The following is a 17,146-nucleotide window of genomic DNA, read 5'->3' on the forward strand; positions in this document are numbered from 1 at the left end:
AATCTTCTCAAGTCTTTAGAAAGACCATTTCCTTAGCATATTCTTCAAAGTAGCATTCTAAACAGCTGCAAGAGTCTGATCTATTAAAAGATAGTTCTGGGTCATTGTAAAAAAACAGCCTTTATTTCTTCCCCTATCTCAGAGTGATTGCTGTAGTAATTTTTCCTGCCAAGAACTGACATCTTAAAACATCTTTCTGCCAGATTATTATCTATAGGTGCAAAAGATGCTTTACAAAGATAGTTAATCCCTTCCAATGTTCTTTGAGACTTTCTATTACTTTAATCTGCTCTGGTAGAGTTTATCATCATTGAGAGTCTCAGGATCAAAGTTAAGAATCTGGGGAAGGGCGATTGTCTTTATCCAATCCTGGATGGAATAACAGGAGGTAAGCTCCAGACAGCGGTTGATAGCTAATACTCTGGCAACCAGGGAGTGGAAATAGAGCTATTGGTTATTTTGTTTTCATTAAAGGCTTTATCCATCTGCCAGTTTTTCCATAATTTATTAGCCACCGCTACCTCCAGATAAGATAAAGATTTTAAGGGAACGATATCCTCAATACAGGAAAGAATAGACTCTTTTCCCTTAACTACTTTCAGGATGAGCTTAATTTGTGCTGCCTGGGTTTCTGATAATTTACCCAGAGGAAAAAGAATCCGCTTCCTAACTATTTTTCCTTCTCGATATAATTCAGCAATACTGTAGGAAGTATACTCTTTCTCTTTATAATGACAAGTACCCTAGGTTAAGTGCATAATATGCAGTCTCCTTTGTTTGATTGCATACTATACACAATAAAAACCTATCTGTCAAATATAGCAATGAGTTATGTAGAAATGTTATTAGACCATAAAGTAAAAGATTGAATTTTCAAAATCTATCAAATCTCTCTATTGGCAAGGGACTGTCACAGAAATGTATAGAATTTCTTTGCGGAATGTGGGACATAACCCCTTCTCAGAGAAAAGGCCCTGTTTGTCAAACATTGACGCACTGACAAGACAGGCTGGTTTATATCTGTAGAAGAAGACAAGAAAGGGTTTAACTGGTGGCTCTTAGATACTGAACTTTGGCAAGGATAGCAAAATTGCCTGATTTCTGTGTTATACTATTGCTAACAAAACCAGGAGGAAAAATGTTACCAATTGTCCGAATACCAGGTTTCATAGAATGAATATTACCTCCTTTCTCTTCAATCTTCAACAAGAGTCAATTACGCCTCTTTGCTGAGTATCTGACAGGCCTTATCAGGTAAGTCCTGGATATTCGCTTCTCGGTCAAATCGTAAAGTTTCCGTTAAAGACAAATGGATTTCTTTAAGCAAATACCTTAAGATGTTTTCTCCTGACTTCTTTAAGAAACCTCAAATCAAGGAAAGAGATGGACAGATAGTAGATGTTTGGAGTTTTTCTCGCACTTTAAGGACGCGTAAGGCCGGTATCGGGTAAAGATTATCATCTCTTTTCTTGACCCTGATCTTAAAGAAGACCCTTTTTATCTGGTAACCAACAAAAAGGAGTGGCCAATGGAGAAAATCTTAACCTGTTACCTGAGGCGTTGGCCGATTGAGACCTTCTACCGGGATGCCAAGCAGAACCTATGTCTATAAAGATTGTGAGGCGAGGCTTATGAGAGGTACCTGTTGTCACTGGAATCTTCTGTTTTTAGCCTATACAGTTCTTCAGACCAATACAAAAGGCAGCCTTTATAGATGGCTCAAAGCCAGTGTTGTTATCATTGGCGGCAAGTGTCAGATGGCAGCAGGTGAGATCTTACGCTCCTTTATCTTTTGGAGCTATAGCTAATTCCAAAAGAAGTTAGATGCGGATGAAGTATTCAGGTTGGCTATATCAAAGAATAAACAGCTTAGGTTAAACTATGCTGTTACAGGGTAAAAAGGCTAAATTTGCCAAAGTTTAGTTACATAATAGACATTTTTGTTGCTTATATGCGAACTAGAAAATCTAAAAAGTTATATTTAAACTGCAAATCCAAAAGTTCGGATTTTTGCAGCGATTGTATGTTGGCTCCCCCGCGAGGACTCGGACCTCGGACCTGGTGGTTAACAGCCACTCGCTCTACCAACTGAGCTACGGGGGAATACAATAAAATAGCAAATGACAAATATCAAAATATCAAAATCCTCAATAAAACTTAAAAACTTAATTTGATAAGTTTCACACCGGTTATATTTTTAGAATTTTTAATTTGTTCAAGTACATTATCAGGCACTGCACTATCAATATTTAAAACTGTTATTGCTTTTCCACCCGGTTTTTCTCTTCCAAATGTCATACCTGCTATGTTTATGTTATTCTTACCTAATATACTCCCTACACTTCCTACAATACCCGGAACATCTATGTTGTCAATAAGAAGCATATTGCCAGAAGGACTCACATCAACATAGAACTGATTTATTTTTACTATCCTTGGGTTTTTCTTTGTAAAAAGTGTGCCTGCAACGGTATTCTCTACTTTGTCTGTTTGGACACAAACAGATATAAGATTTGCAAAATCTGAAAAAGTTGTTGATTTGGATTCAACAATCTTTAAGTCTCTTTCCTGTGCTATTATCATTGCATTTACATAATTAACAGAACTTCCTACAACAGGAGTAAGAAATCCCTTTATAGCTGCGCGGCTTACCATACCAACATCAAGCAAAGACACATCTCCACTGTAGACTATGGATACTTCTGATACATACCCTGTTAAAATTTGCGCTTGAATAAGCCCTATCTTTTCTGCAAGGTAAAGATAAGGCTCAAGCCCTTTCATTGCCTCTATCCCCAATGATGGTATATTTACAGCATTCTTAATCCCTTTTCCTGTTAGCGCATCTTTTATAAGATAAGCAATCTCAACTGCAACAGCAGCCTGTGCCTCTTCTGTAGAAGCCCCCAGGTGCGGGGTCATAATCACATTTTCAAGTGAATAAAAAGGGTGTTCTTTTTGAGGAGGTTCTTTTTCATACACATCAAATGCTGCACCGGCAACCTGTTTGCTTTTTATAGCCTCTGCCAGAGCAGTCTCATCTATGATGCCGCCTCTTGCACAGTTTATTATACGAACACCTTTTTTTGTAATGGACAGTTCTTTTGCTCCTATTATATACTTTGTTTCTTCTGTTAGAGGTACATGAACGGTTATGTAGTCTGCCTTATCAAGCAGTGTGTTTAATTGGACAAGTTCTATATCCATCTTTGATGCCTTGTCCAATGAAATAAAAGGATCATATGCCAGAACCCTCATTCCAAAAACGGATGCCCTTTTTGCAACTTCTGTTCCGATTCTCCCAAGCCCTATGATACCAATGGTTTTGCCTTGAAGTTCAACACCCATCCATTTTTTTCTATCCCATACACCAGACTTTAAAGATATATTTGCCTGGGGTATATTTCTTGAAAGTGCAAGCATCATACTGAAAGTGTGTTCTGCTGTTGAAATGGTATTACCGCCCGGTGTATTGATAACAACAATACCCTTTTTTGTTGCAGCATCAACATCAATGTTGTCAACCCCTACACCTGCTCTTCCGATATACTTTAAATTTTTACCAGCGGATATAACCTCTTTTGTAACCTTCGTGCTACTTCGGACAATAAGGGCGATATACTCGCCTGCACAGTTCAATAACTGCTCGGGGGTTAGTTTTGTATGGACATCTACCTGAAAAGTTTTTTCCTGTTTTAAAATATTTATACCCTCTTCTGAAAGAGAATCGCTTATAAGTATTTTCATAAATCTGCTCTTTCTATAAATACTTTTTCTGCTGCTTTTAATCCAACGCCTGCCTGCATTTTATAACCCATCTTTATCAAAACAATCTCTAATGCGCATAATGCTACACAAACATCCCATTGCGTCATATAACCCATTGTTGCAATCCTGAATATCTTTCCTTTAAGTTCTTCCTGTCCACCTGCAATTCCGACCCCATATCTGTCTCTAAGTGTTTGGACAAGTTTTTCACCATCTATACCGGCTGGAACATTTACAGCGGTAACCGCATTGCTTGCGCCTTGCTTGGGGAAAAGACACAAACCCATGGCCGCAATAGCCGCTCTTATTGCATCTGCCATTGTTTCGTGTCTGTTCCATATATTTTCAAGGCCATCTGATTTTATCATTTTCAAGGCCTCGGCAAGCCCTATGATAAGGCTTACTGCTGGTGTAAATGGTGTGTCTGTCTTATCAAGTGCTTCTTTTGCCTTTCTCAAATCAAAATAGTATCTGGAAGATTTTGAAGACTCTACTGACTTCCATGCTTTTTGATTCAATGCAATAAATGATAATCCCGGCGGTATCATTAAACCTTTTTGTGAACCTGCAACAACAACATCCACTTTCCATTCATCCATATGAAACGGAACAGAACAAAGCCCGCTTATGGCATCTACAACAAGAACCGCATCTGTTGAAGAAACAACACTTGCAATCTCTTTTATATTATTTGTAACACCCGTTGATGTCTCAACAAGTGTAGTAAAAACAGCCTTTACACCTGGATTTTTATTAAGTAATTCCTTTATCTGATATGCTGAAACAGCCTCACAGGATGGGATATCTATATAAAGGCAGGTTATATTGTAAGCCTCACATATTTCACCAAATCTTTCGCCAAATTTTCCACCTCTTACAATAATTGCCTTATCTTCTGCAGATAAAAGATTTGCAACCGATGTTTCCATTGCACCTGTTCCGCTTGAAGCAAAGATATACACATTTTCTTTTGTCTGAAACACATACCTTAAATCTTCTTCAACCTCTTTCAGTACTGCCTGAAATTGAGGTGTTCTGTGATGAATAATCGGTTGCGCCATTGCAAGAAGAGCACTTTCCGGGACAGGTGTAGGACCTGGGGTCAGAAGGTAATTTTTTTGCATTTCTCTTTCTATTTTTTAGTTTTTCTTAAAAGCACAACCTCATCTATTATTCCGTATTCTTTTGCCTCCTGTGAGGACATATAAAAATCCCTGTCTGTATCTTTCTGTATTTTTTCAAGAGACTGTTCTGTATGTTTGGCAATAATAGTATTAAGGTTGTCCCTTAATTTTAGTATCTCTTTTGCCTGTATGCTTATGTCTGCTGCGGCGCCATGCACTCCTCCCCAGGGCTGATGTATCATAACCCTTGCATTGGGAAGAGAATACCTTTTACCTTTTGTACCTGCGGCAAGAAGAACAGCTGCCATACTTGTTGCCATGCCGACACAATATGTTGCAACATCGCACTGTACATATTGCATTGTATCATATATGGCAAGCCCGCTTGATACAGAACCACCTGGGCTATTCAGATATATGTTTATGTCTTTAGAAGGGTCTTCCATCTGTAAAAAAAGCATCTGGGCTATTACAAGATTTGCAACTATATCATCAATAGGAAAACCAATAAATATAATTCTCTCTTTAAGTAATCTTGAATATATATCATATGCCCTTTCTCCGCGTCCTGTTTGTTCAATGACCATTGGTATCAATCCATCCATATTTCCCCCTCTTTTCTCTTGCTTGTGAGCCGATTACTTGTTATCTTTAGTTTCTCAGAGTCTCTATCTGTTCAACATTTGCGTTTTCCAAAAGAAAATTTAAGACCTTGTCTTCCGTAATTCTGTCATAAAGCCCATCAATTGCATTTTCCTTTTCTAAAATCTTACGCATTTCAGAAGGTTTTTGGTCGTAGTGAAGTGCCATTTGTAAAACAGCACCGTTCACCTCTTCTTCTGTTGCTACAAGATTTTCTTTTTGTGCAATTGCGGTAAGTAAAAAATTTTGTTTAGTAAGACGGTCGGCAACCGGTTTTAGTTCTTCTAGGATTTTTTCTTCCTGCTTATTTATCTCTTCTACCGGAACACCTTTTTTAAAAAGATCCACTTTTTGTTCCCTTACAAGTCTTTCAAGTTTAAATTTTGCCTGGCTCTGCGGAATATCTATACTTGTTTTTTCAAGTAAATGGTCAATAATCTGCTGGAAGCAATCTGCCTTGCTCTGGTTTCTTACGTTTTTTTCAACATTTTTTTGAACAAACTCTTTCAATTGCTCAAGGTTGGAAAATTTCATCTTCTTTGCAAGTTCATCATTTAATTCAGGAATACTTCGTTCCATTATTTCTCTAATATTTATTTTAAATTTTGCATCCTTTTCCCAATATTCTACTTTTCCAACACGCTTTGGAACCTTTGCATCTATTTCTTTTGTAGCACCTGTATTAAGTCCCACCAATTGAAAAAGAACCTCCCGTAGATCAGAACTTGCATCAACAAAAAACCATACACCTTTTTGTTTTTCTTCTCCTACACCGGGAACAGTAAAAACTATATCACACCGTATATAATCCCCGACTTGAATGGCCCTTGACTTAACCTTTTTAAAAACAGCAAACTTGTCCTGTAATTCTTTTAACACACCCTGAATATTCTCGTCTTTTACCTGTATCTTCTGTTTTTTTACTTTTATATTTTTATATTCAGGAAGATTAACCTCGGGGGCAACATCTACTATCATTGAAAACTGTAAAGAACCTCCCGGGTTATAATCAACCTTTGTAATCTCAGGAATGCTCACAGGTGTGAATTTTAAATTTTCCCATGCAATTGTAGATGCTTCCGGGATAATTTTTTTAATGGTTTGTTCAACTGCAAAAGAATTAAACTGTTTTTCTACAATTTCACGAGGAGCATTTCCTTTTCTGAAACCAGCAATTTGGGCATTTTTAAAAATATCTTCAAAAATCCGTTTATATACTACCTGAAAATCCTGTTGTGAAACCTCTGCAAACACTTCTTTCCTGCAACCTTCGGAACTCTGTACTTTCGCACTTAAAAGATTCATCTATTTCCTTTCTTTAATATAATTCCGTTTACCGTTCTCCGTTCACCGTCACCAGTCACCTGTCGCCATTTTTCCCCTACCTATCACCTCCTACTTCTTATGCCAGTCACCAGAGCATCTGTTACCTGTCACCCATCGCCACATTTATATGGAGCGGGTGATGGGAAATTGAACCATCGCTTATGCTCTTTAAGGGAAAACCAATGTTTTTCCCTTAATGTTCTCTTTCCTTTTAAAACACAGGGGAAAACTAACCTTTTCCCCTGAGACCCCTTTGGTGGTTCAAATCCCTTATATGGAGCGGGTGATGGGATTTGAACCCACGACTTCCACCTTGGCAAGGTGGCGCTCTACCGGCTAAGCTACACCCGCAGAAAAGTACAGAAACTACCCCAAGTGCGAGGGGCGGGAGTTGAACCCGCAATCGCAAAGCGAACTAGCTCCTAGGGCTAGCGCGTATGCCAGTTCCGCCACCCTCGCTCAAAGCGGAATTTTGGCTCACACATAATGGTACGCCCTGATGGAATTGAACCATCAACCAACGGATTAAGAGTCCGCTGCTCTACCGATTGAGCTAAGGGCGCTAAAAAAACAGGACCTCCCTCGGATCTTTAATAATTTGGGAGCGTTTGTTTTTTCCCCTCTATAATGGTAGCATTGTCGGCATTATCTGGGCAGGACAGGACCCGGTGGAACCCCCACATTAAGAGAGTCGCATTCTGGACACTTCTGTATCATAAGGCCTGGTCCTATCTCCATCGCCACAGGGTCATCAATGGGTTTAATTGCATAAATATAATCGCAATCAAAACACTTCATTGCTCTGTTAACTGTCATTTTCCTACAGACAGAGCATCTCATGGGGAATTCTTGCGCACCAGAAATTTTCTTAACTGACAAACTTGCTGGTCCACAAGGCTCACACACAAGGTTAGCCTCGTAATAATACTTTTTAGGAATAACCATACTAATGATTATCCACAGGCAGATAATGATAACTTCTACCTATTGGAAGAGTGCATTTCACAATCTACCAAACATAAACACATGTGATAATACTTTTCAGGAAAAAATCTTACTGATGATTATCACCAGGCAGATAATGATAATACCTACCAATACTGCTGCTACCAGTTTATTTTTTTTCCACTCTGCTGCCATATACCCTCCTTGTTTTTTCCTCTTTTACCCACTTAGAAGCGAATATTTTATAGTTTACCAAACATAAACATAAAAGTCAATATTTTTGGATTTGCGAGGGCTCAGGCCTGAAGTAATCCTGTCGTTGCGAGGGCTCAAGCCCGAAGCAGTCTCATCTTTACTGTGATTGCCACGTTCTTTTCAGTTGCTCGCAATGACTAACAAAAAAACGTGCCTGACTTTAATAATAAGCCAAGACAGGGCTCTGTCTATTTCTTAAACTTAACGGAGACAACTTTTGAAATTCCATGTTCTGCCATTGTAACACCATATATAACATCTGCAATTTCTATGGTTTTTTTATTATGTGTAATTATCAGAAACTGTGAGTCTCTGACAAAGTCTTTTAAAAGTTTTATAAATCTTCCGATATTGCTTTCATCAAGGGGGGCATCTATTTCATCTAATATACAAAACGGACTGGGCTTTACCTTGAATATGGCAAATAAAAGAGAAACTGCTGTAAGAGCTTTTTCACCTCCTGAAAGAAGTGCAATGCTTTGAAGTTTTTTACCCGGCGGCCTTGCAACAATTTCAATACCACTTATAAGGGAATTTGCAGGGTCTAAAAGAAAAATATCAGCCTCGCCTCCACCAAACAATTGTCCGAAATAGGTTTTGAAATGTTCTCTGACTTTTTCAAATGTTTGTGTGAACATCTCTTTTGCGGTTTTATCTATTTTTTCTATGGTCTTTAAAAGTGAGTCTTTTGATTGTACAAGGTCATCATGCTGTTGGGTTAAAAAATCAAATCTTTCTTTCAGTTCCCTGTTCTCCTCTATGGCACCCATATGGACCTGACCCATCTGTGCAATCCGCTCTTTTGATTGACCTATCTGAGTTGCTATCTGGTCCCAATGTTCAAGAGTATCTCTTCCTGTTAAATCAATCTCAATGTGATATGCTCCTTCTATGTGCATTTTTATTGTTTCTATATTCTTGTCTATCTGGATAATTTCTATTTCAACATCTCTTTCTTGATTTTTTAAATCTTCTATCAGATTTCTTATATTTTGTAGCATATTGCTATTTTCTTCAAAAGATTGTCCTGCTTTGTTCTTACTGTCTTCTTTTTCAGAAAGGATTTTCAAAAAATCATTTTCTTTTTGCCTGAATATCCAAAGTTCCTGTTCTAACTGAAAGTTATTATTTCTTATATCTTCAATTCTTGTTTTATTTTGCTCAATCTCTGCGGTTTTATCCTGTAAAGAATGATTTTCTGTTTCAAGGGATTTTTGCAAGACATGCACCGTTTCAAAAAAATGTTTTTCCTGATTTTTAAGGTTTGCCAGATGCCCTTCAATTTTAGTTTTATGAATAGCAATTTCCTGTTTTGAAAGATTTATCTGTTGTATGGATTTTTCGGCATCTAAAAGTTGATTTTCTGCAGTTTTTAGCTCAGACTCTATTTTTGATATATCCGAATTAAGGATGTTGTTTTTGGTTTTTATCTGTTCAGCTTCTTCCTGTGTCTGAACTATATCAGTTTCTATGATTTTTTGCTCCTGCGTTATTTTTTCCATATTCTGTTTTGCAATGTTAAGGACTGTAAGCAGATGTGCCAGTCGTTCGGACTTTTGTCTTATCATTTCCGTAAAACCTGAAATCTCTTTGTTAAGACTGTTTTCTTTATCTGTCAAAAAAAAGATCTGACTTTTCATTTCTGAGATACTATGTTCAATCTGTGATGTTTCTTTTTCTGCCTGACTTAATCTTGCCTGCCTTCCTATAACGCTTATATCTGAGATGTTTAAAGAACCGGTTGTAATGGTATATCTTGTTATGATATCTCCGTCTAATGTAACAAGTTTTATCATATCAGGACAGTCTTTTAAAATATTCTTTGCCTCTTCTATATTTTTTACACACCATACATCTTTTAATATCTCTTTAAACATTTTCTCCATCTCTTCCGGGACCTGTATACAAGAGGTGAACCTGCAGGCTCCCTGAATCTGCATATTATCATTTATAAGGGACGGGTCAATGCTGTCAGAGAGAATAAATGTTGCTTTTCCTAGGTCTTTTTGTTTTAATATCTGTGCTGCAATAAGTGCGGTATCTATATCTTTACAGATAAGAAATTTTGCAATTTCTTCAAGTTGTGATTCAACTGCTTTCTCAAATCCTTCCCTGGCCTGCATATACTGTGCAAGTGTCCCTTTAATATTTGATAACCTGCCGGCATCAACCTCGTCAAGTACTGCCTTTACACCGCTTTTGTATCCCTGATGATCTTTCTCAAGGGTTTTAAGCATTTCTGTTTTAGAAATACTTGCAGAATGCCTTTTTTCATATTCTAAAAGTTTTTCTGCCTTGTTTTTTTTCTCGGTTGATATAATCTGTATTTGCGAAAGAATACCATCCCTGCCCACTTGAGCCTTCTGTATTTTTATGTTTATTTTTTCAATATCGGCACCGAGTGTATCTATGTTTTGTAAAACAGTATCTTTTTGTTTCTGTATCTGCTCTGTATCTGCTCTGTATCTTTGAAGCCTTATACCGAGTTCATTAAGTTTGGCATTTATATTTAGGTATTCGTTTCTTAGGTTTGCTCTTTTTGTCTGGAGTTCAAATATTTTTTCTTTTAACTGTTTTAAGACAGATTGCTTTGCTTCAAACTGGTCTATAATTGTTTTTTCTTTATCTGCCACAGAAGAAATCTCTGTCTCTATGTTTGCTATATCTAATTTTGTCTGCTCCTTTTTTTTTATAATTTCTGAAATCTGAGATTCAAGTGCATCTTTTCTTACCCCCAAAGATTCTATATCAGATAAAATCTTCAGGTTTGAAGAATTTAATTTATCAGACCATTCTTTGTTTGTATTTATCTTTTCCTGTGCTGAAAGTATAGAACCTTGAAGAGCTATCTGTTCAGCCTTTGTATTGGCAAGTTTTTGTTCTAACTGAAAAAATTCATTTTTTAATTTTTCTTCATCTTCCTGTGATTTTTTAAGCTCATCAGATTTGGCTTTTATCTGTGCTAATATCTGCTCTGCTTTATCTTTAACACAGGCCCTCTGTGCCATAAGAAGAAGTCCTTTGTGCGTTGCTAATTTAACTTCCATAGAACGAAGAGTTTCAAATTCTTCTTTGTATCTTTGCGCCTTGACAACCTGTCTCTGTATAGAATTTAACTGCCTGTTTACTTCTGTAATTATATCATTTATACGAAGTATGTTATCTTCTGTTTCTATGAGTTTTCTTTCTGCCTCACTTCTTTTTGTCTCATACATTGTAATTCCTGCTGCTTCTTCAAACACAACTCTCCTGGATTCCGGTTTTGATTCAATAATCTGTGCCATCCTTCCCTGATCCATAAATGAATAAGCAGATGCTCCTATACCTGTGCCTGCCAAAAGTTGTTCAATATCTCTTAGCCGCACAACAGTGCCATTTAACCAGTATTCACTTTCGCCCGCCCTGAACAGTTTTCTTGTAATTGTAACCTCATCATAGTCAATGGGAAGAATTTTTGAAAAGTTGGAAAAAACTACGCTTAATTCCGAAAGGTTCATAGGGGGGACCGTCTTGGTTCCGTTGAATATAAGGTCTTCCATTTTTGAAGCCCTTAAAAGGCGAGGATTTTGCTCGCCGAGGACCCATCTTAAACCATCGGATATGTTTGATTTACCACAGCCATTCGGACCAACGATTGAGGTAATACCGGGTTCAAATACCAGTTCTGTTTTGTCTACAAAGGATTTAAAACCCAATAGTGTAATACGCTTTAAAAAATGCTTATCTTCCAATGCATCTCCTGTTTTAAGAGCCTGTGAGCACAACATTCCTGTTTTTGTAAGAATAGGAATGAAAACTTAAAATTAGTTAAACGGCGTCATTGTAAGAATTTTTTTAGCAATATCGGGATATTTTGCAATAAACCAGAGTTCTTCTTCCACAAGCGGTTTCTGATTGTGCACATTAGCGTATCTTGCAAGTTCAAGAATATTTGTGGCTTCCTGTTCATCTTTAAACTCTACTTCCATTTTATCGTATACATTTCTGAACCCTTTTATACCAGAATATTCTCCAATAGTAATCTGCCTTCCGGTTTCAATAATTTCAGGCTCACCTCTTCCCAATTCCTCAAAATCATATAGTTCATAGTTTCGTCTATTTTTAAGAGCACCATCAGCATGTATACCTGACTCATGAGCAAAAGCATTTGCACCAACGCCCGGCTGATTAATAGGAATGGGTATCCCAAATGCATATGATGCATATTTACACAACTTCCATGCCATCTTTAGGTTAATTCTTTCATCTAAAATATACCTATCCTTATAACCGCTCCCGTGTTTTAATGCAAGAACAACTGCCACAAGGTCGGCATTGCCTGCTCTTTCACCCATACCATTGATACAGGTATTGATATAGGCATCTACTCCAGAGTCAACAGCCGCCATAGCGCCTACAACGGAGTTCGCAACCACCATCCCAAGGTCATTATGACAATGCAGTTCAATTGGAATTTTGACCTGTCTTAAAATTTTTTTAATATTTTTGTATATTGTAAACGGAGTATCATATCCTAATGTATCGCAATACCTGAATCTGTCTGCCCCTGATTTTTTTGCTGCTTGAACAAACTCAATCAAATATTCTATCTGTGTTCTAGATGCATCTTCAGCATTTACTCCTAAGATTTTTATGCCCATCTTTTTTGCCAGTTGGACAGCACTGCTCATTTCTTTTATTACAGCCACATAGTCCATCTTATCCTTGAATTTATGTGTAATCATCTGGTCAGATGTTGAAATTGAAAGATTCAAGTATTTTATATCAGGACATCTTTGCACCGCAGTTTGAACATCTTTTTCAATTGCTCTTATCCACCCGCTCAGTCTGATGGGAGACAGCACACCTCTTTTTGCTAATTCAAGATTAGCATTAAGATAATTTGTCTCATGAGATGTAACGGGAAAACCAAATTCGCTTTGAAGCACGCCAAATTTATTCAAGTGTATATTAAGAAGTGTCTTCTGAAGTTTTGAAAGACAAATCCTTGATGTTTGCACTCCATCTCTGTTTGTTACATCAATAATATAAATCTTCGGCATAAGACCCCTTTATAATAAAGATAATAAAAAAATAACAAATGACAAATGACAAATGGCGGTTTCCTGAACTGACAAAAATTTAACCAATTCCCCTGATAAATTTTTCAAGTCTGTTTAATCCTTCAATAATATTTTCCATAGATGTTGCATATGAAAACCTCAAATAATTATCATCGCCAAATACACAGCCTGGTACCACAGCAATATGGGCATAACTTAAAAGTAGGTCTGCCATTTGTAAAGAGTTTTCAATTGCACGACCATTGAATTTTTGCCCTAAAATATCTGATATATTAACCCAACAATAAAATGCACCCTGCGGCATCACAGCAGATAATCCATTTATAGAATTTATCCTGCTAATAATATAATCCCGTCTTTTCTTAAACTCCATAACCATTTTACTTAAATCGCCTTGATCTCCTGTTAGAGCCTCCACTGCTGCTTTCTGCGAAATTGAGACAGGATTTGAGGTAGAATGGTCTTGCAGATTAGACATTGCTTGAATAATCTGTTTTGGTCCTGCTGTCCAACCTATACGCCAGCCCGTCATAGCATATGCCTTTGAAAGACCGTTCACAACCAATGTGCGTTCTTTAATTTCTTTACCAAGACAAGCAATACTGGTATGCTTTGTGTCATAGACAATCTTTTCATAGATTTCATCCGAAATACAGTAAATACCGGATTGGATAATAATCTTGCTTATCTGTTCCATCTCACTTTTGGTATAAACCATACCTGTGGGATTAGAAGGAGAATTAAGTATAAAAAGCTTTGTTTTTGGAGTAATGGCATATTCAAGTTGATGGGGTGTAATTTTAAAATTATGTCTTTGTGTCGTTTTAAGAACAATTTCTTTTGCCCCGACTATTTGAATCATTTCCGGATAGCTTACCCAGTAAGGGCTTGGTAAGATTATCTCACTTTTTTCATCGCAAAGAGCAAAAATTATATTAAATATAGAATGTTTTGCACCGCAGGATACAATGATCTCATCAGGTTGATATTCTAATTGATTGTCAGACTTAAACTTTTGACAGATTGCATCCTTTAGCTCTTTTATACCTGAACTTGCAGTGTACTTGGTAAAACCCTTATCAATAGCAGTTTTTGCCGCTTTTTTAATATTTATTGGCGTATCAAAGTCCGGTTCGCCTGTACCAAAATCAATAACATCAATACCCTCTGCTTTCATTTTCTTGGCTCTGTCAGTGATATTTAAGGTAGGCGAAGGATTGATATGACTTACCCTTTTTGAAATCAACATTCATAACTCCTGTACATCGCATAGAGAGGGTCACAAAAAACCCCATATGTGGGGAGCCATATTGTAGATAAAAGAAAGTTGCCGAAGGCAATTTGGGCGAAGGTGCGAAGTGGCTGAGCTGTATAGCCCGCTGTTAGGCGACGTGCCCAGCAAACCTTCATTAATCTCATTTTACTAATACCATCTCAGGGAGAATCCTCCCATAATACGAACAGCCAAATCCTTATGAATTGCAAAAAAGAGTTTTCGTGGTAGTCTTGCAACATAGCTTTCTATTGATTTGTAGGAAATAGGGGACGGAGCTAACTTAATAATTTAATCTTCCTCTTTTCCACTGCCATTTCCCCTTTAACTATATTTTTAGATACGGCAGGTTGGGAGATCTCTAAAAATCGCCCAATCTCTGTCGTGCTTATCCCTAACTGTTTACTTGCGAAATAACAAACTATTCCCTTAGCATCTGATATTAAATTAGCGCGTCCCTTTCTTTTTAAATCTCTGGTTTCCATGTTTAGTAACGCGCAAATCTTCTCAGATATGGTTTCCAAGCCCCATCCTTCTTTTTGGAACTTATCCCTTCTGTCTAAGGTTTCTTCTGCGTCCCGCAGTACCTTATTAACAAAATCACTATCTCCCAATATGCGTTCATCACCCCGCCAATATTCTTTCTTGCGTCTCATATTAATCAATTCAGACCAACCTCCTGCGCTTCGTAATAGTCCCCCCCCTGAAAAATCTATTGCAGCGATTTTACCAATGCCGTCAGCGATAAATTCTCTGTATTTCTTCACAGCTTCTTTTTTATTTTTTCCAAACCACAGCAAAAGTTCATCTACGCTCTGCCAGCTGCGTTTTTTATTACCCATTATAACGGCGTGTCCATTTTGTCTCTTATTCTTTCTTTCCAATTTATAATATCTGCCAAAACATCTATAGATTCAACTTTAACTTTGCTTTGAAGCACACAAAGAGGAGATATATCAATACCAACACAGTTTATACCCAAAAGTTGAGCCTCTAAGGCAGTTGTTCCACTTCCTATAAAGGGATCAAGAACACTATCACCTTGATTAAGTCCTATTATATTCAAAAGAGCCCTAATCATTTGGGGATGAAATTTACCTTTGTAAGGGTAAATCCAATGAGTAAGGTATTGATTGACAGACCTTGTTCTGTTTTTCTGAATTATTTGAAGATAATCGGTAAATCTTTTACCAACGGATTTTAAGTATGCTGTTCGTTTTATCAATTTTTCGTCCAACTCATTTGATTTGTTACTCACTTTAAACTCTCTCAATCCATTTGTGGTAACAAAATTACCGCCTAATGCCCTTAATTCTAATTGTGCCAATGACAGTTCATAGATAAATTGAACATTATCCAGCAATGTTACATCTGAATTCACTGATTGTTTCATATCATAAGCCCAGAATTCTTGAATTTCCTCTGTTTTTTTCATCATCTTTTGTCCTTTATATGTTTCTGTCATTAGTTTATCTCTTTATATTTATGGGCGAAATGGCGTATAACCGTTGGATAACCTGCAATCCCACTGATTTCAAATTTTAAATCCCCGTTTTCACAAAGACAAGTTTTGATTGAATTCTTAAATTATTTAATTTTTAAACATTTAAAATTTAGAGTAAAGTATTGTTATAGCACTAAATATTATTAAGTTTATAATTAAAAAGCAATTTCAAAACTTTTGTCATTTGACACTTGTCATTTAACATTTGTCATTTGAGATTTGTCATTTTTTTATCAGAACGGCTAAGGTTAAACCATAGAGACAACAGATACAGCCTTAAATGGGCAGGTTTCTATGCACAACCTACAATTTTTACATCTACTTGTGTTAATAACTATCTTCTTCTCTTCGGGCTTAAAAATAATTGCATTAGGTTCGGGGCAGGCAAAAATACATAACCTGCACCCTTTACATTTTTCTTTATCAACCCCCGCGGCAAAATACATATCCTCTTTTTTACCTTTCCTAATTAATATTCCTTTACCCGTTAGAAATATCAATTTTGCTATCTGGTTAAACAAAATTTCTAACGGGGTTTATCTTCTCACTTGCCTTTCTAACAATTTCCATATTTTTTTCTATCAGTTGGGCTACATTAGCAAATTTACTCTTCATAGTGTCATCAAGAGCGGCGGTGGTTGCAGAAGCCACGAATTTCTTTTTGCCAAACCTTTCTTCTAAAGACTCCTGCAGGGCTTTCAAAGAGACAACCTTAGTAATACCCACCAATGCTCCTAACATCGCAATATTGGTTGAAAGTTCCGTCCTGGCTATATCCATAGCAATAGAGGTAGCCGGGATATAAAACAGTTTTACCTTCAGTGTGATTAAGTTGCTCTTGTCCTCATCGGATAGACTTAAAGGTTCACTTGCATTAATTATCAACAGCCCTTCCTTCTTCAGTCCATCATAAAAAGGCATTGTATAACACTTTCCCAAGGTAATCACATGAGGATGAAAAATCATAATTATATTGGGATAAATGATTTCACCCCGCTCGTATATCTTCTCTGATGAGATGCGCACATAACTTTCAGCAGGAGCAAGCCTTTTTTCTGCCCCAAAGAAGGGATTGACAGTGCTAAATTTGCCGTCTCTAACCACGGCCCCGCCAAGTATATGGGCAGCGGTTACCACTCCCTGTCCTCCCAGTCCAGACATTCTAATGGTTAAATCATCTTGTTTTACCCCATTAAAAATATTCTTATCAACTACTGTCGTATTTTTTATCAGCATTTTCTCCTTA

11 protein-coding genes and 4 tRNA genes are annotated in these 17,146 nt (G+C 37.1%); all 15 read right to left on the reverse strand.

Annotated features, from left to right (window positions below; all coding sequences use genetic code 11):
• Nucleotides 1–2,027: 2,027 nt before the first annotated feature.
• Nucleotides 2,028–2,103 (reverse strand) — tRNA-Asn (locus B9J78_03475).
• A 54-nt stretch (nt 2,104–2,157) separates the two neighbouring features.
• Nucleotides 2,158–3,747: a phosphoglycerate dehydrogenase gene (locus tag B9J78_03480; protein ID MBA2123982.1), complete on the reverse strand. Its 1,590-nt coding sequence runs from the start codon at nt 3,745–3,747 to the stop codon at nt 2,158–2,160.
• Nucleotides 3,744–4,904: an aminotransferase gene (locus tag B9J78_03485; protein ID MBA2123983.1), complete on the reverse strand. Its 1,161-nt coding sequence runs from the start codon at nt 4,902–4,904 to the stop codon at nt 3,744–3,746. The genes B9J78_03480 and B9J78_03485 overlap by 4 nt, the downstream gene beginning before the upstream one ends.
• Nucleotides 4,901–5,497: an ATP-dependent Clp endopeptidase, proteolytic subunit ClpP gene (locus B9J78_03490; GenBank protein ID MBA2123984.1), complete on the reverse strand. Its 597-nt coding sequence runs from the start codon at nt 5,495–5,497 to the stop codon at nt 4,901–4,903. The genes B9J78_03485 and B9J78_03490 overlap by 4 nt, the downstream gene beginning before the upstream one ends.
• A gap of 46 nt (nt 5,498–5,543) precedes the next feature.
• Nucleotides 5,544–6,839: a trigger factor gene (locus B9J78_03495; protein MBA2123985.1), complete on the reverse strand. Its 1,296-nt coding sequence runs from the start codon at nt 6,837–6,839 to the stop codon at nt 5,544–5,546.
• 296 nt (nt 6,840–7,135) lie between these two features.
• Nucleotides 7,136–7,211: transfer RNA gene (locus B9J78_03500), tRNA-Gly, on the reverse strand.
• Between the two features lie 25 nt (nt 7,212–7,236).
• Nucleotides 7,237–7,319: transfer RNA gene (locus tag B9J78_03505), tRNA-Leu, on the reverse strand.
• A 28-nt stretch (nt 7,320–7,347) separates the two neighbouring features.
• Nucleotides 7,348–7,423, reverse strand: a tRNA-Lys gene (locus B9J78_03510).
• 825 nt (nt 7,424–8,248) lie between these two features.
• Nucleotides 8,249–11,827, reverse strand: a complete 3,579-nt coding sequence (locus B9J78_03515; GenBank protein ID MBA2123986.1) for a chromosome segregation protein SMC — start codon at nt 11,825–11,827, stop codon at nt 8,249–8,251.
• A gap of 36 nt (nt 11,828–11,863) precedes the next feature.
• Nucleotides 11,864–13,102: a homocitrate synthase gene (locus tag B9J78_03520; protein MBA2123987.1), complete on the reverse strand. Its 1,239-nt coding sequence runs from the start codon at nt 13,100–13,102 to the stop codon at nt 11,864–11,866.
• A gap of 79 nt (nt 13,103–13,181) precedes the next feature.
• The gene (locus tag B9J78_03525; GenBank protein MBA2123988.1) at nt 13,182–14,372 is read right to left on the reverse strand and encodes an aspartate aminotransferase; all 1,191 of its coding nucleotides are present in this window, start codon (nt 14,370–14,372) and stop codon (nt 13,182–13,184) included.
• 302 nt (nt 14,373–14,674) lie between these two features.
• Nucleotides 14,675–15,238 carry a hypothetical protein gene (locus B9J78_03530; protein ID MBA2123989.1) on the reverse strand — a complete coding sequence of 188 codons (564 nt, stop codon included), beginning with the start codon at nt 15,236–15,238 and terminating at the stop codon, nt 14,675–14,677.
• Nucleotides 15,238–15,861, reverse strand: coding sequence for a hypothetical protein (locus tag B9J78_03535; protein MBA2123990.1), 624 nt, complete (start codon nt 15,859–15,861; stop codon nt 15,238–15,240). Before B9J78_03535 ends, B9J78_03530 begins: the two co-directional genes overlap by 1 nt.
• A gap of 287 nt (nt 15,862–16,148) precedes the next feature.
• Nucleotides 16,149–16,346: a 4Fe-4S ferredoxin gene (locus tag B9J78_03540; GenBank protein ID MBA2123991.1), complete on the reverse strand. Its 198-nt coding sequence runs from the start codon at nt 16,344–16,346 to the stop codon at nt 16,149–16,151.
• Nucleotides 16,347–16,413: 67 nt separating this feature from the next.
• Nucleotides 16,414–17,136 carry a ferredoxin oxidoreductase gene (locus B9J78_03545; GenBank protein MBA2123992.1) on the reverse strand — a complete coding sequence of 241 codons (723 nt, stop codon included), beginning with the start codon at nt 17,134–17,136 and terminating at the stop codon, nt 16,414–16,416.
• Nucleotides 17,137–17,146 lie beyond the last annotated feature (10 nt).

It is taken from the genome of bacterium Unc6, from assembly GCA_013626165.1.
Classification (GTDB): Bacteria; Omnitrophota; Gorgyraeia; order Velesiimonadales; family Velesiimonadaceae; genus Velesiimonas; species Velesiimonas alkalicola.

What these genes read in the sequence shown, in the direction of transcription:
- B9J78_03480 (MBA2123982.1), bottom strand. Translation starts at nt 3,747, where the DNA reads ATGAAAATACTTATAAGCGATTCTCTTTCAGAAGAGGGTATAAATATT.
- B9J78_03490 (MBA2123984.1), bottom strand. Translation starts at nt 5,497, where the DNA reads ATGGATGGATTGATACCAATGGTCATTGAACAAACAGGACGCGGAGAA.
- B9J78_03495 (MBA2123985.1), bottom strand. Translation starts at nt 6,839, where the DNA reads ATGAATCTTTTAAGTGCGAAAGTACAGAGTTCCGAAGGTTGCAGGAAA.
- B9J78_03515 (MBA2123986.1), bottom strand. Translation starts at nt 11,827, where the DNA reads ATGTTGTGCTCACAGGCTCTTAAAACAGGAGATGCATTGGAAGATAAG.
- B9J78_03520 (MBA2123987.1), bottom strand. Translation starts at nt 13,102, where the DNA reads ATGCCGAAGATTTATATTATTGATGTAACAAACAGAGATGGAGTGCAA.
- B9J78_03525 (MBA2123988.1), bottom strand. Translation starts at nt 14,372, where the DNA reads ATGTTGATTTCAAAAAGGGTAAGTCATATCAATCCTTCGCCTACCTTA.
- B9J78_03530 (MBA2123989.1), bottom strand. Translation starts at nt 15,238, where the DNA reads ATGGGTAATAAAAAACGCAGCTGGCAGAGCGTAGATGAACTTTTGCTG.
- B9J78_03535 (MBA2123990.1), bottom strand. Translation starts at nt 15,861, where the DNA reads ATGACAGAAACATATAAAGGACAAAAGATGATGAAAAAAACAGAGGAA.
- B9J78_03540 (MBA2123991.1), bottom strand. Translation starts at nt 16,346, where the DNA reads ATGTATTTTGCCGCGGGGGTTGATAAAGAAAAATGTAAAGGGTGCAGG.
- B9J78_03545 (MBA2123992.1), bottom strand. Translation starts at nt 17,136, where the DNA reads ATGCTGATAAAAAATACGACAGTAGTTGATAAGAATATTTTTAATGGG.